Annotated in this window: 12 protein-coding genes; 3 read left to right on the top strand and 9 right to left on the bottom strand. The window is 63.1% G+C overall.

What is annotated here, in order from left to right; translation table 11 throughout:
* Positions 1–6: 6 nt before the first annotated feature.
* Positions 7–3,963, bottom strand: coding sequence for a glycosyltransferase (locus PspR32_RS15205; RefSeq protein WP_159388811.1), 3,957 nt, complete (start codon positions 3,961–3,963; stop codon positions 7–9).
* 93 nt (positions 3,964–4,056) lie between these two features.
* Between PspR32_RS15205 and PspR32_RS15210 the strand changes: the two genes are divergently transcribed.
* Complete coding sequence (locus PspR32_RS15210; RefSeq protein ID WP_159388812.1) at positions 4,057–4,836, top strand: AraC family transcriptional regulator; 780 nt, start codon at positions 4,057–4,059, stop codon at positions 4,834–4,836.
* On the opposite strand, the gene PspR32_RS15215 is transcribed toward PspR32_RS15210, so the two are convergent.
* The 7 genes from PspR32_RS15215 to PspR32_RS15245 form a co-directional block, all read right to left on the bottom strand.
* Positions 4,837–6,351 carry an MDR family MFS transporter gene (locus PspR32_RS15215; protein ID WP_159388813.1) on the bottom strand — a complete coding sequence of 505 codons (1,515 nt, stop codon included), beginning with the start codon at positions 6,349–6,351 and terminating at the stop codon, positions 4,837–4,839.
* Positions 6,341–7,468 (bottom strand): HlyD family secretion protein, encoded by a 1,128-nt coding sequence (locus PspR32_RS15220; protein ID WP_100783313.1) that lies wholly within the window; start codon positions 7,466–7,468, stop codon positions 6,341–6,343. Before PspR32_RS15220 ends, PspR32_RS15215 begins: the two co-directional genes overlap by 11 nt.
* On the bottom strand, positions 7,465–8,922 hold the full coding sequence (locus PspR32_RS15225; protein WP_159388814.1) for an efflux transporter outer membrane subunit: 1,458 nt from the start codon (positions 8,920–8,922) through the stop codon (positions 7,465–7,467). The genes PspR32_RS15220 and PspR32_RS15225 overlap by 4 nt, the downstream gene beginning before the upstream one ends.
* A gap of 105 nt (positions 8,923–9,027) precedes the next feature.
* Positions 9,028–9,900 (bottom strand): alpha/beta fold hydrolase, encoded by an 873-nt coding sequence (locus PspR32_RS15230; protein WP_100783311.1) that lies wholly within the window; start codon positions 9,898–9,900, stop codon positions 9,028–9,030.
* A 17-nt stretch (positions 9,901–9,917) separates the two neighbouring features.
* Complete coding sequence (locus tag PspR32_RS15235) at positions 9,918–10,547, bottom strand: LysE family translocator (protein ID WP_026001380.1); 630 nt, start codon at positions 10,545–10,547, stop codon at positions 9,918–9,920.
* A 79-nt stretch (positions 10,548–10,626) separates the two neighbouring features.
* Positions 10,627–11,235 carry a 2-hydroxychromene-2-carboxylate isomerase gene (locus PspR32_RS15240; protein ID WP_100783310.1) on the bottom strand — a complete coding sequence of 203 codons (609 nt, stop codon included), beginning with the start codon at positions 11,233–11,235 and terminating at the stop codon, positions 10,627–10,629.
* A gap of 34 nt (positions 11,236–11,269) precedes the next feature.
* A complete protein-coding gene (locus tag PspR32_RS15245; RefSeq protein WP_010223850.1) occupies positions 11,270–12,001 on the bottom strand; it encodes an SDR family oxidoreductase in 732 nt (243 codons plus the stop codon).
* Between the two features lie 91 nt (positions 12,002–12,092).
* Between PspR32_RS15245 and PspR32_RS15250 the strand changes: the two genes are divergently transcribed.
* Together PspR32_RS15250 and PspR32_RS15255 are read left to right on the top strand one after the other, a co-directional pair.
* Complete coding sequence (locus PspR32_RS15250; RefSeq protein WP_010223851.1) at positions 12,093–12,647, top strand: TetR/AcrR family transcriptional regulator; 555 nt, start codon at positions 12,093–12,095, stop codon at positions 12,645–12,647.
* Positions 12,634–13,230, top strand: a complete 597-nt coding sequence (locus PspR32_RS15255) for an eCIS core domain-containing protein (RefSeq protein ID WP_010223852.1) — start codon at positions 12,634–12,636, stop codon at positions 13,228–13,230. The genes PspR32_RS15250 and PspR32_RS15255 overlap by 14 nt, the downstream gene beginning before the upstream one ends.
* A gap of 1 nt (position 13,231) precedes the next feature.
* On the opposite strand, the gene PspR32_RS15260 is transcribed toward PspR32_RS15255, so the two are convergent.
* Complete coding sequence (locus PspR32_RS15260; protein ID WP_159388815.1) at positions 13,232–13,828, bottom strand: TetR/AcrR family transcriptional regulator; 597 nt, start codon at positions 13,826–13,828, stop codon at positions 13,232–13,234.
* Positions 13,829–13,929 lie beyond the last annotated feature (101 nt).

Raw genomic sequence — 13,929 nt, forward strand, 5'->3', positions numbered from 1 at the left:
TTTTCCTTATGGCGTTGGAAACGAGCAACCTAGACGGTTGAGCGTTTCGCTCATCCAGCACGGCAAATGGCCGTTGCGCTTTTGTAGATACGTCAGGAATTCCGTACGCCATTCGGAGGGTGCGTCGTCAGCACCCAGAAAATGTTCAGCCAATGCCGATATCAAGAAATAACCTGTTTTCCACGCATGTTGATCTACGCGATTGAAGCTTCTCCAATGTTCGAAGGCGCTTTGCAGATGAGCTCGACTTGGATCCGCAATGGCACACAACCACAGGCGCAGAAAAGCAATACCTTGAATTTCGGGATGACTTTCCATTCCCAAAGGTTTTTTCGCTTCAGCATGCAGATCTTCGCCTGAGTCCAGCCAGCGCAGCAATGCCACTAACAGTCGACACTTCTCTCGATCGATGCCGTGCCGATAAAGCAGATGAGGTTCATTCAACCCCAGGTAACCTTTCAACGCAGCTTCGCCCACCTCAAAAGCCTTGGCAATGTCGCCATCCTCGGCGAGGATCAACGAGTAGCTGTACCCCACGTCAGCCAAGTCAATTGTGAACCGCTCAGGCTTGGCCTCTACAAGCCTACCCGCAATCGCATAGCCTTCCTCAATGTATGAAACGGCTTCCTCCATTTCGCCTTGATGCGACAAACGATTGGCGTAGTTACTCAGTGAGACAACCCAATCCGGATCCTCTGGGTATCCACGACACTCGATAAGCTGACGGTGGGCCTCCAAGGAGTTTTTGGCTGCCTGAAGGGCATCCTCATCAAAGCCGTTGCTCCCCAACAAGACACTGTAACGGTTGTAGGCGATCCCCATATTTTCATGGTACCTAGAGGTATTCGCCTGACTGGCACTTCGATGCAGTTCCAAGGACTGCTTGGCATAGTCAATGGCCTTGTCGCCCTGACCACACTCATTCAGTCGCAGCGCATACAGGCCGAGTACCTTCGCCCTTTGCTGCACCAGGATATTGCGATGCTTGTGAACCAATGCAAGCGCCCCCTCAATTGCCGACATCGCACTGTCCGACATTCCAAATTCGGAGCGATGCTGAGAGATGTCACACAGGAGGTCTATCAGTGTCGGGGTATGCCTTGGATCTCGCTTGGCAATGGCTCGCGAGACACTCAATGCCTGCTCCATTGTGTCCTTCGCCAGCACCGACTGACCAATGTAACGAAGCGTTTTCGAGTGCCATGTCAACGCGGACGACTGCGCAATATCGCCCTTACGTCCAACCTTGTCATTTTTATCACTGAAGTGTTCGACCAGTACTTCCCCAACCTGTTGGCGCAATCCGAGTAGCGCGATCATTTCAACCTGTAATTTACCCTTCAACACACCGGCCACTTGTACTTTGCGCTTAGGGCTCATCTGTGAAAATACATCCTCCAGGATGCCAGGCAGCGGGCTGCGGGTTTCCAGACAAACAGCAATCCAGCCATCCATGGTTGCTGAAAACTGCCGATCCATCACTTCAAACACCGTGGGCGCAAGATCCTCCCGATAGCGCAGCATCCGTGCAACAACCGTTAATGCCGAACGGACCTGGCTGCCGCTGCCCTCGGCCAGCACGCGCTCGAACACAGAACCGCCGTGCTCCAGCAATACTTTCGCCACCAGCGCTTCTCCCAACAAGTCAGGGCGCAGTGCTTGCAGCCCTTGTCGATCAGGATAGAGCGGGGTCAAGACATCGTAGAGACGCTTAAGGTTGGCGCGTTCCTCTGCTTTCAAATCGAGAATATCATCGAGTACCCGAGCGGTCGGTATGCCACTGATTAACGTCGACAAGGTCATCAGCATTGTCGCTTGACGGAGCGACTGGACGTCCGCCAACCCCTGTGCTGCCAAGGTCTTCTGCCAATACTCCGACTCACGGTTGAGCACCGCCCTGGGCAATCCCTCGGCGGACTTTGCAGACTCCCCTCGCAACGTCATCAGTGCCGCCATCTGGATGAACAGCGGCCGATCAAAATGCTCGGCTTCAAGGTTGGGCTGAAGATCAACTGCGCCGATGTTCAAATGCTGAGCAAATGCCAGCGAGGCTTCCTGATACGCGCGCTGACGACTGGCCACAGACTCATGAAGCATAGGCAGTTGATAAGGGCCACTCGTTTGCGACCCGCTAAGCACGCCTTCACACTCGCTGTCGTGTTCTGGCAGCCGCCGCCACCATTCGCCACCATCTCGGGCAAGAAGCAGTATACGTATCGGCTGTTCGAACCGACCGTTGTGCAAGACTTTAATCAGTGCCAGCAATGCGTCCTGTCGGGTTTCGGCATAGTCGATCACAATCAGCGAAGGTTGCTTGGCAGCCTTCAGCTGCTCAGCCACCCGAGCCATGCTGCTGGCGGTAAACTCGCTGGACAGTATGCCGCTGAGCCAGCCACTCTCCCGCAAGCGCTGACACAGCTCCAATCCCAGGCGGGTTTTCCCCACCCCTCCAGCACCGGTGAGTAGCCTGATTGCCAATGAATGGGTGGGGGCCTTGACCCAGTCCAACTGCAGGTTCAAGAACGGCTCGCGATCCTTGTCAAAAGGCACCACAGCCGCTTCCGCGCGCAGCAGTTGGCTATCGCTGTGGCCCATTGCGGCGCTCGATCGGCCAGGGCAACTGAGCCAGTCAAATTCAAGTGGCGTTTGCGCCGCTGTGGACACGCTGGGAACTGATGTAGTTGCCGATTCAGAAATGTCCCAACCCAAGGCGTTCGCGCAGGCTCTGGCACACGCGGTCCAGGTAAACTCAGCTGCCAGCGCCTCACGCAAACTAGCGGCCTGCCTGCGCTTGGACGAATCATTGCCGACCACATTCAACGCGCCGACCAACTGTTGTATGTCCTGCTCCTTGTAAAAAGGATCGATATTGCTACCACGCACATCGATAGACGTTACATGTCCCTTGTACAAACCTTCCTGCCATTCCTCCAGCATCTGGTAAGCACCACTTTTGTCGCTGATGACAACTGGCACACCCGCCGCGATAGCTTCCCAGGCAACCAAGCCAAAGCCTTCATGCCAGGACGGCATCATCGCCACACTGGCGTTTCGGATATCCGTGAACAACGCCTTGCGGTCTGTGGTAAATGGCAGCGCCTTAAGGTTGTACGCACGGTCCGCGTGCTGCTCGGCGAAGCAGCGCAGTTCAAGTTCTGCTTCGCCGATCTGTTCACTTTCGCTTTTCTCGAAGTCGACGCCACGCAGCAACAAGCTCGGCTGCCTTTTGGCAAGGAACACGTTGTCCAGATGAGGCGTGGTGTCCGCGACTCGTATGGCCTGGGAGAACGCTGCGACCCCCAGATGAGCCTGTTTGATCTTGCGCGCGTCCTCACTCAAGCGCCCACTCAGGATCGCCTTGAAATTACGCGGCGCCGCTCCTTTCGCGTCAATTTCCGGCAACCCTGGCACCAGCATCGCAACGGCGCCGTCTTCGCGCAGATCGAGAAGCGCATCTCTTAACAGTGGGCCCACGGCCATGACCACATCGGCAGATTGAAACAACGCCCGCTGCTGATCCTCCTTGCCGCGAGCATCCACGCTGTTTTCCGCGAACGCTTCATAATGGCTGTAACTCATGTGGTGGATCAGCGCCGACCGCCCCTTCCATGCGTGCGCCGCAGCCACGGCGATATCTCCGGTAATACGATCATGGCCCAGCCAGACCGTATCCGTCCCCAAGCTCACTTTTTCAGCATCAAGCGCGTTGCGTACGCTCGATTTCAGCTCGGGAGAGAAATGCTTCTGCCCTTCCAGCCCGAGCGAAATCAGGCGAACCTGCTTGCTTGCCGCATCGACAAAGTCCTCGTCGTTTGCCCAGAGCACGACGCAGACCGTTTCGACTTGCCGGCAGCACAAGATGGCAAACGCCCCCAACAGGTCATAGTTGAAGCTGTTTATACCGCCGAAACGGGTTCCCCAGCTGGTGGCGAAACTGACGAGGGTGTTGAGCGCCTGGGCCATGCGTAACTCTTGATTCAGATAGAAGGACCCATCAATAATGGCATTTTAGAACCTTGGATCCAACAACTATGCCGCCTTCGGGTCAGCGGATGAATGCCTACCACCGTGACTAACCCGCCCATCCTCACCCTGGCCGAAAACTACCGCCACGGCGAACGCATCGCTGCCCATTGCCACAACCGCGCACAGTTGATCCACGCCTTGAGCGGGGTCATCACGGTCAACTCGCTGCAGGGCAGTTGGGTGGTGCCGCCAGGGCGTGGTGTGTGGGTGCCGGCGGCGATCGAACACGACCTGAAGATGGCCGGCGCGGTACGCATGCGTACCCTGTTCATCGACCCACAAGCGCGCACGGATCTGCCCCAGGGCTGCCAGGTGATCGACATCTCGCCGCTGCTGCGCCAGCTGATCATCAGCGCCATGGACATTCCCGCCGACTACCCGCGCACAGGGCGCGACGAGCGGGTCATGCAATTGATCCTCGATGAGATCCGCGTGCTGCCGATCATGGCCCTGCACGTGCCCTCCCCCCGCGATCCGCAACTGGCCGAGCTGTGCCAGGCCCTGCGGGATGCGCCCAGTGAAGACTGGAACCTTGCGCGCGCCGCCCGCCTGATCGGCACCAGCGCCCGCACCCTGACCCGCGCCTTCCAGCGTGAAACCGGCTTGAGCTTCATCCAGTGGCTGCGACGCATGCGCCTGTTGGCCAGCCTCGACTCGCTGGCCGCCGGGCATCCCATCCTCGATGTGGCGCTGGACCTGGGCTACGACAGCCCCAGCGCCTTCAGCGCCATGTTCCGCCGCACCCTGGGGGTGTCGCCCTCAGCCTATTTTGGCAAAGCCCAGGCCTATGGCACGGCGCAGCCGGACTGATCAGCCGTCTTTCTGACGCAGCAGCAACGAGGCCAGGGCGCAGGCGGCCAGGGCCAGGCACGACAGGTAGAAGGCGTCCGAATAAGCCATCAGGTAAGCCTGCTGGCGCACGCTATGATCGATCAGGCTCAGCGTCTGCATCACCTGCGGCGCCTGCACATCGACCAGCCCGCGCGGCAGACGCTGCTGCAAGGCGCCGTCGAACATCGTCACCGCCTCGCCGATACGCTCGAAATGAAAGCGCTCACGCTGGGACACCAACTGCGTGAGCAACGCCGTGCCCACCGCGCCGCCGAGGTTGCGCAGCATCGAGATCAACGCCGAGGCCGAGCCCGCCTGGGCCTTGTCCAGGCCTTTGACCGCCAGCACCGAGAGCGCCACCATGATCAGCGGCTGGCCGATGCCGCGCACCACGGTAGAGGGGATGATCACATTGGCGGCGGCATCGTTCGACAAATGCGCCCCCAGCCAACACCCCAAGGCCATGATCGCGAAGCCACTGGCCACCAGCAACTTGGCATTGAGCCAGCGCATCAGCTGCGGCAACAATGGCGCCAGCAGCAACTGGACCATGCCATAGGCGATCAGGCTGATGCCGATCTCGCGGGCGTTGTAACCCTGCACCAGCGACAGGTAGTTGGGCACCAGAAACACCAGGCCGAACGTCGCCGCGCCGAACACCGCCATGGCCAGGCTGGCGACGCCAAAGTTGTAACTGGCCAGCAGGCGCAGGTTGATAAAGGGCCGCTCGCCCCACAACTGCCGGTAGATGAACAGCACCAGGGCGATACCTGCAAACAGGCTGAAACCGATGATGAATGAGGAGTCGAACCAGTCCTTGCGTCCGCCCTCCTCCAGCACGATCTGCAACGCCCCCAGGCCCAGGGCCATGGCGGCGATGCCCAGCCAGTCGGCCTGGCGCAGCTTGCGCCGGTCCCCGGCCTGGGCGCCGATCGACCAGGCCACCGCCGCAATCAGCGCCACCCCCGGGAGCAACTGCAACAGGAAGATCCAGCGCCATGAGTACGCGTCGGTGAGCCAGCCGCCAATCGATGGCCCGGCCGCCTGGGCAACGCTGTTGGACAGGCTGAACAAGGCCATGCCCAGCGGGATCTTGCTGGCCGGCAGTTCAGTGATGATCAGCTGCATAGACAGGGGGATCAGCACCGCCCCAGAGGCGCCCTGAATCACCCGGAGGGCGATCATCGCCTGCAGGCTCGGCGCCAGGGCGCAACTGACCGAACTGAGCAGAAACACCACCGAGCCCACCAGCATCACCCGGCGCAGGGAGAACACCTGCACCAGCCAGGCGGTGAGCGGGATCATGCTGATTTCCGCGACCAGGTAGGCCGTGGAGATCCACGAGCCTTCCTCGAAGCTGGCCCCCAGCGCGCCTTCGATCTCCGGCAAGGCGGCACTGGTGACGTGCACGTTCATCCCGGCCATGAAGCAGCCGAACAGGCCGCCGATCACCGCCACCCAGGCGCGCAGCGAGACCTTGTCTTCAGCGGCCATGATCGGCCTCCCGGGTATCGACCGTGGCGATCACCGACATGCCCGGCAGCAGTTGCGCTTCACCGGCGGCCGGCGGGTCGAGCTGGATGCGCACCGGGAAGCGCTGGACGATTTTGGTGAAGTTGCCGGTGGCGTTGTCTGGCGGCAACAGCGCGAACACCGCACCGGAGCCGGGCGACACGCTGTCGACCGTGCCCTGCCAGTGGCGGCCGAAGGTGTCGACTTCAAGCCTGACCCGCTGACCGGGGCGCAGGTGCTCAAGCTGGGTTTCCTTGTAGTTGGCGACCACATAGGCCTGGGCCACCGGCACCACCGCCAGCAATGGCAAACCGGGGGTGACGTACTGCTGCTGGCGCACCTTGCGCTGGCCGATCACGCCATCGAAAGGTGCGCGGATTTCGGTGTCGGCCAGGGCGTTCTCGGCCAGGCCCAGCTCGGCCTCGGCCTGTTCCAGCGCGGCCTGGCGTGCGCCCAGATCGGCCTGCGCCTGTTGCCGCTGGCTGCTCAGCACCTGTTGCCGCGCCTGCTGGCGCTCAAGCTCGGCGGCGGCCGCGCGCAACAGCGCTTGAGCCTTGACCCGGCTGGCGCTGGCGCTTTCCAGGCGCTGGGCACTGGCGGCCTGTTGCCCGGCCAGTTGCCGGTAGCGCTGCCAGTCGAGCTGTGCACGCCGCGCCTCGCCTGCACAGGCGGCATGCTCGGCCTGGGCGCGGGCGATGGCCTGGCGTTGCTCGTCCAGTTGCGCAGCGAAGGTCCTCAGGTGCGCCTGTTGTGCCTGCACGGCGGCGGCGCTGGCGGCCTGTTGCGCGCGGGCCTGGCGCAGGCGCTGCTGGTAGTCGCGGGCATCCAGGCGCACCAGCACGTCACCGGCCTTGACCCTGGCATTGTCGGCCACCCGCACCTCGGCCACATAACCTGCCAGCCGCGCGCTGACCGGCGCCCAGTCGGCGCGCACGTAGGCATCATCGGTCTGTTCGAAAAAGCGCGCGCTGCTCCACCAGTAACCGCCATAGGCCAGCACGGCCAACAGCCCGGCGGTGCCCAGCGCATAGCGGGCGTGCCGGCGGCGGGTCAATTGCGCGCCGACACGCTGCGGATCGGGGGTAACGACCTGGTTCATGGGCGGGCTCCGGTGTGCAAGGCAAGGGATTGAGGAGTGTCGGTACGCTGCCAGCCGCCGCCGAGGGCACGGAACAGCTCGACCTGGCGCTCCAACAGGCGCAAGTCGGCTTCGGCCAGCTCGGCCTGCTGGCGGACCAGGGTGCGTTGACTGTCGAGCAGCTCCAGGCCGTCCACGGCGCCAGCGTCCAGGTTCAGCCGGACAAGCTCGAAGGCGCGCTGGCTCTGGGCGGTGGCGCGGGCCAGGGCCGCGCGCTGCTGGCGTTCGCCGGCATACAGCGCCAAGGCCTGCTCGACGTCGCGCAAAGCCCCCAGCACCACGCTGTCGAAGCACGCCAGTGCGCCGTCGCTGCTCGCGTGTGCTTGCTCGACCCGGGCATGGGCCTGCGCGCGGTTGGGAAAGCGCCAACTGATCATGGGGCCGATGGCAAAGGTCAGCGCCTTGCTGTCGCCCATGGCGCCGAAAGTGGCCGCTGAAGACTCCAGCGCCGCGCCAAACTGCACCTGCGGATACAGTTGCGCTTTGGCCGTGTCGATCCGTGCCCGCGCGGCGAACAACTGGCGTTCGGCCTGGCGGATGTCCGGGCGGCGCTGCAACAGGCTCCAGGCATCGCCCACTGGCAATGGCCGGGCAATGCTGGGCAGGCGCTGGCAATGGCTGGCCTGTTGATCCAGGTGCTGCGGCGGCTGGCCACTGAGTACCGCCAGCTCGAACAAGGCAGCCTGGCGCTGGCCCTGCAACCGAGGCAACAGCGCCCGGGTCTGCTCCAGCAGGCTTTGCTGGCGGCTGATGTCCAGCGCCGTGAGGACCCCGGCGGCCTGTTGCTGACGCGTCAGGGCCAGGCTGCCTTGCAATACCGCCACTGATTGAAGCTGCACCTCGCGGCGAGCGCCGAGGGCGCACACGCGCAAGTAGGCGCGTGTGGTTTGTGCCGCCACATTGACCCGCAGCCCATCACGGGCAGCCTGCGCCGCCTCGGCATCGGCGCGCGCGGCCACGATGCTGGCGGCAACCCGGCCCCACAGGTCAAGTTCGTAGTCCAGGGCAAATTGCGCTTCATGCTGCCACTGGCTGTCAGCATGGCTGTCGCTGGCTTGTGCCAGGGTCTGGTCATCGCCATCGCGGCCATAGCGATAGCCATACCCCAGCCGCGTCGTTGGCCAGCGGCCGGCAGCGGCGCTGCGCAAGCCACCGAGCAATACCTGCACATTAGCCTGGGCAGCGGCCAGCTCGCGGTTATGCGCAAGGGCGGCTTGCACCAGCCGATCCAGCTGCGGGTCGTGGTACAGCGACCACCAATCCTGCGGCAACGCCTGCGCATGCGTGCCGGCGGTACGGCTCAGTTCGACGTCGGGCCGCGGTGCCGGTGCCAGCGCCCGGCCCTCGTCAAATTGGCTACACGCCCCGCTCAGTAACACGCCTGCGCACAGCAACGGCCAACGCGCCTGTCCCATGCTGCCTCTCCTGTTGTTGTCTGTGGAGGTGCAGCTTAGGGAATGGCGCGTTGTCGTTCGCTCGTGATCAGGCCACCTATCGTCGCAAAATGGACAACGACCCGATCACCTCAACAGGAAGGTCTCGACCTGCTCGCAGCACGCCGCCGGGTCTTCCTGCATGAAGCAGTGTCCGCCCGGCACCTGGCTGGCGGTGACATGCTTGTTGGTCTGGGCCCAGCGCTGCACCGACTGCGGCACGAAGGGATAGGTGGACTGGCCATAAAGCACCAGGCTCGGGGTGGTCACCTGGGTCAGCAAAGCCCACATGCGCCGCGGGAAGGAGCTGAAGATTTCCACCTCACGGCTGGGCCGGCACTTGAGCACCACGCCTTCGCCGCAATCGCCGATGGCGTGTTCGATATAGGCCTGCAACGCCGATTCGCTCCAGCCCTTGAAGATCCCCCGCCCCTCCAGCGACGCCCGCGCCGCGCTGCGGTCCGGCCAGTGGCTGCGGCGGGTAGCGGCCTTGCGCGCCAGGGCATGTCGACGGTGCAGGCCAACCAGGGCGGCGGCGCCCATGATGCCCATCATCGCACGGGTGAACAGCACCGGATCGAGCAGCACTGCGCGCTGGAACAACTGCGGTTGCTGCGCCAGCATCAAGCCGGTCAGTACCCCGCCAAAGCTGTGGCCGACGGCAAACCGCGGCACCTCGCCGTATTCGCCGCGCCCGGCCTCGAAGGCTTCGATGGCCAGCTGCGCGCTGCGGTTCCAGCCGGCGAACGGGCCACCATGATCACTGTCGCCATGGCCCTGGACATCGCACAGCCACAGGTCGAACCGCTCGGCCAGGCGCGCCAGCAATGGCTGGTAGGCCAGGCAGCAAAAACCGTTGCCGTGGAGAAAATGCAGCAACGGTTTGCCACTGGCTGGGGAGCGCCAGCCGCGCAGGGTGAAGCCAGCACTTGTGTCATGGGACCAGGGAATCAACTGCATGTGCCAGCGCACTCATGTCAGGAAAAGCTCGATTCTACAAACAGCAAGGGGTACAGGGATATCACCAGCAGCGCCGCCATCAATAGATTGAACAGCATCAGCCAGCGCGGGTTCTGCAGCACCGTGCGCAAGGCGCTGCCGAACATCACCCAGACGCACACGCTGGGCAGGTTGACCAGAGCGAACACGCAGGCAATGACGATGACATTGGTGACGTAACCCTGAGCCGGGGTGTAGGTGGTAATCGCACCCACCGCCATGACCCAGGCTTTCGGGTTGACCCACTGAAATGCCGCCGCGCCCCAGAAACCCAAGGGCTTGCGGCTCTCCGGATTGCTGACCGACAGCGGCCCGGAGGTGGCGATCTTGTACGCCAGGTACAGCAGGTAGGCGGCGCCGACATAACGCAGCACGGTATAGATCGGCGGATAGGCCTTGAACACTTCGCCCAGGCCAAAGCCCACCGCCAGCACCATGACCATGAAGCCCACGCTGATGCCCAGCGCATGGGGAATCGAACGGCGCACGCCGAAGTTCACCCCGGAGGCCAGCAACATGGTGTTGTTGGGCCCCGGGGTGATCGAGGAGACGAAGGCGAACAACACGAAGGCAGTGATCAGGTCCAGTGAACCGAGCATGGCAGGCATCCAGTTTTTTTATTGGGCTGCACTGACACTAACGGAGTCCCGATCCGGACCGACCATACAGTTGCTGAAAATAACGCCGCTACACTTGACTGTCCTGCTCCGCCAGCGCCTCGACGACGAACTCCAGGCGGTCCTGGCCAAAGAACATCTGCTCGCCGACAAAACAGGTGGGCGCGCCAAACACGCCACGGCGCACGGCTTCCTCGGTCGCATCCTTGAGCGCAGCCTTGACCTGGGGCGCGGCTGTCCAGGCCTGGTACTGCTCGGGGTCGAAACCGGCTTCTTGCAACACACCCGTCAGGACCTGCAGGTCGCCAAGATTACGCTGGCGAACCCACAGGGCCTCGAACATCGCGCTCAGGTAGGCCTGGAAACGCTCTGGCTGGTAGCGCTGCACGGCAACGGTAGCGCGCATCAGGCCCAGGGTATTGATCGGAAAGCCCGGTGGGAACGCCAGCGTCACGCCATAGCGTTTGGCATAGCGCTGAAAGTCGACGAACACATGCCGGGCCTTGGCCGGCACCATCACCGGCGAGGCATTGCCGGTGGCCTGGAACACCCCGCCCAGCAGCATCGGCCGGTACAGCAGTTGCGCATCGTGTTCGGCGCACAGTTTCGGTAACTGGGTCCAGGCCAGGTAGCTGGCCGGGCTGCCCAGGTCAAAGAAGAATTCGACGGTCTTGCTCATCTGCAGCGGTTCCTTTCTTGTTGTGGTGAGGGGCTTACCAACGTTCCATCCACGGCCGCAGGTCGAGCTCGAAGGTCCAGGCATCGCGAGGCTGGCTGTGCAGGAACCAGTAGCTGTCGGCGATGTGTTGCGGGTCGAGAATGCCGTCCTGGTCCTTGAGCGCATAACGTTCGGGGAAGCTGTCGCGGATGAACGCGGTGTCGATGGCGCCGTCCACCACCACATGGGCGACATGGATATTGCGCGGCCCAAGCTCGCGGGCCATGCTCTGGGCCAGAGCGCGAATACCGTGCTTGGCACCGGCAAAGGCGGCAAAACCCGCAGCGCCGCGCAAACCAGCGGTGGCGCCGGTAAACAGGATAGTCCCGCGCTCGCGGGTGACCATGCGCCGCGCGACCGCCTGAGCGGTCAAAAAGCCGGCGAAACACGCCATTTCCCAGATCTTGAAGTACTTGCGCGCGGTCTCCTCGAGAATGCTGCAGGGCACGTTGGCGCCGATATTGAAGACAAAGGCTTCGATCGGGCCAAGGCTGCTTTCGATCTCCTCGACCAGCGCCGCGACCTCCTCTTCCTTGCGCGCATCCGAGGCAAAACCGTGGGCTTCGCCACCGGCGGCGCGGATCTCGTCCACCAGCGGCTGCAGCTTGTCGGCGCTGCGCCGGGTCACGCAGGCGACATAACCCTCGCGGGCAAAACGCCTGGCAATCGCGCCGCCGGTTGCATCGCCGGCCCCTACCACCAGTACCACCTTCTTGCCTTGGGTCATCTGTCGCCTCCATTAGTAAACGATCATTTAGTAAACGAACGCTATGCTATGATCCAGGCTTCGTCAAGCCAGCCCAGCGGAGATTGTCGGCGTGCGCTACTCCACCACCCACAAGGAACAAACCCGGCAAAAATTGCTGGAAAGCAGCGGCGCCCTGGCCAAGCGCGGGGGCTTCGGCAGCACCGGCGTGGCCGGGCTGATGAAGGCCATCGGCCTGACCGGCGGCGCCTTCTACAACCACTTCCCGTCCAAGGACGACCTGTTCAGCGAAGTGGTGCGTCGCGAACTGTCGCAGAGCCCCATCGCCCAGCAACCGATAAACCGCGCCCGGCTGGAGCGTTGCCTGGAGCAGTACCTGAGCATGGCCCATTTGCACAATGTCGAAGGCGGATGCGCGATTCCGGCCCTGGGCGCGGAGATCGCCCGCGCCGAGTTACCGGTGCGCGCCGAAGCCGAACACTGGCTGTGCCATCTGCAGCACGCCTGGGCGCAGACCCTGAAAGACCCGGCCCTGGCCTGGGCGCTGCTCAGCCAGTGCGTGGGCGCGCTGGTGATTGCGCGCATGCTGGCCAGCGAGCCGATTCAGCAAGACGTGCTCAAGGCCTCCCGCGACTTTATTGCCGGGGCTTTGCATGAAGCCTCTTGAGTCGCTACTGCTGAGCCTTGCCCTGAGCGCCCCCCTGACCGCCCTCGCCGCCTGCCCGGCCGGCCAGTATGAAATCTGTCTGGGCAGTTGCATCTGCTCGCCCATCGACCTCGGCCAGGCCGGCACCGTGCTCGACGACCTCGGGCGCATGGCCAGCAGCTCCCTGGCCATGGCCTTGCAACAGGCACGCGACACCGCCGCGGCCGGCACGGTGCTGCCGATCCCGTTGCACATCCGTGCCCAGCTCGAGCCGTTCTATGACTTCCAGGTGCTCGATGCCGCGCGCTACAAGGTTGGCGACCAAGAGGCGCTGGACAGCGCCAATGCCCTGCTGCAGAACCCCGATGTCAACGCCGTGACCCTGATCGACATCATCGTCTTTCGCAACGAAGCCGACGCCCAGGACAACGTCGCGCTCTGGGCCCACGAACTGCACCATGTGCAGCAGTACCAGCAATGGGGAGTGGCGGAATTCGCCCGGCGCTACTCGCGCGACTTCGACGCCGTCGAAACGCCGGCCTACGAAATCCAGGCAAAGGTCAGCAAGGCCCTGCGTGAGCGGGCCTCGGGCCAGGCGCGCTGAATCAGGCCTGGGCCGCGCGCAGTGCGCTTAGTGCCGGTTTGATCATCGCCTGCAGGCGCGCCGTGGCAATGCCGTCGCGGGCCTGGATGGCAATGCCGTGCAGCAAGGTAGCGAACAGATCGCCCAGTGCCTGCGGATCGGCATCGGCCTTGAGCTCGCCACGGCCATGGGCCTGCTGCAGCAAGTCGATGATCGACTGGGTGCGCTGGCGGCGCATCTCGCTCATCCAGTCGAGCACGCCGCTGATATCCGGCCCGCCGCTGGCGGTCGATGACACCGCCAGGCAACCGCGCGGGCCATCCGCCGCCGTGTAGGTCGCGATGGCATCGAGGAGGATCTGCTCCAGCGCCTGGCACACCGGCAGGCCACGGTTGATGACCCGCTCGGCAAAGCCGCCCTGCTCGGCCAGGTACAGCGCCACCACTTCGCGAAACAGCTGCTCCTTGCTGCCAAAGGCGGCGTAGATGCGCGCCGAGGCAATGCCCAGGGCACTGACCAGCAAGGCCATCGAAGTGCCTTCATAGCCGTATTGCCAGAAGGTCGCCAGGGCCTTGTGCAAGGCCTGGTCGCGATCGAATTCCCGGGGACGTCCGGCCATGGGTTGTGTGTCCATCAAATCAGGTGTGGCGGATTCTACCCTGCAAAACAGTTGACGCAAGCCTGTTGCCGACCTATTGTTTGTCGATCGACAAACAATAG

It is taken from the genome of Pseudomonas sp. R32, from assembly GCF_009866705.1.
GTDB lineage: Bacteria > Pseudomonadota > Gammaproteobacteria > Pseudomonadales > Pseudomonadaceae > Aquipseudomonas > Aquipseudomonas donghuensis.

Excerpts from the sequence above, each read along its gene's own strand:
- PspR32_RS15205 (WP_159388811.1), bottom strand. The coding sequence starts at position 3,963 with ATGGCCCAGGCGCTCAACACCCTCGTCAGTTTCGCCACCAGCTGGGGA.
- PspR32_RS15210 (WP_159388812.1), top strand. The coding sequence starts at position 4,057 with ATGCCTACCACCGTGACTAACCCGCCCATCCTCACCCTGGCCGAAAAC.
- PspR32_RS15215 (WP_159388813.1), bottom strand. The coding sequence starts at position 6,351 with ATGGCCGCTGAAGACAAGGTCTCGCTGCGCGCCTGGGTGGCGGTGATC.
- PspR32_RS15220 (WP_100783313.1), bottom strand. The coding sequence starts at position 7,468 with ATGAACCAGGTCGTTACCCCCGATCCGCAGCGTGTCGGCGCGCAATTG.
- PspR32_RS15225 (WP_159388814.1), bottom strand. The coding sequence starts at position 8,922 with ATGGGACAGGCGCGTTGGCCGTTGCTGTGCGCAGGCGTGTTACTGAGC.
- PspR32_RS15230 (WP_100783311.1), bottom strand. The coding sequence starts at position 9,900 with ATGCAGTTGATTCCCTGGTCCCATGACACAAGTGCTGGCTTCACCCTG.
- PspR32_RS15235 (WP_026001380.1), bottom strand. The coding sequence starts at position 10,547 with ATGCCTGCCATGCTCGGTTCACTGGACCTGATCACTGCCTTCGTGTTG.
- PspR32_RS15240 (WP_100783310.1), bottom strand. The coding sequence starts at position 11,235 with ATGAGCAAGACCGTCGAATTCTTCTTTGACCTGGGCAGCCCGGCCAGC.
- PspR32_RS15245 (WP_010223850.1), bottom strand. The coding sequence starts at position 12,001 with ATGACCCAAGGCAAGAAGGTGGTACTGGTGGTAGGGGCCGGCGATGCA.
- PspR32_RS15255 (WP_010223852.1), top strand. The coding sequence starts at position 12,634 with ATGAAGCCTCTTGAGTCGCTACTGCTGAGCCTTGCCCTGAGCGCCCCC.
- PspR32_RS15260 (WP_159388815.1), bottom strand. The coding sequence starts at position 13,828 with ATGGCCGGACGTCCCCGGGAATTCGATCGCGACCAGGCCTTGCACAAG.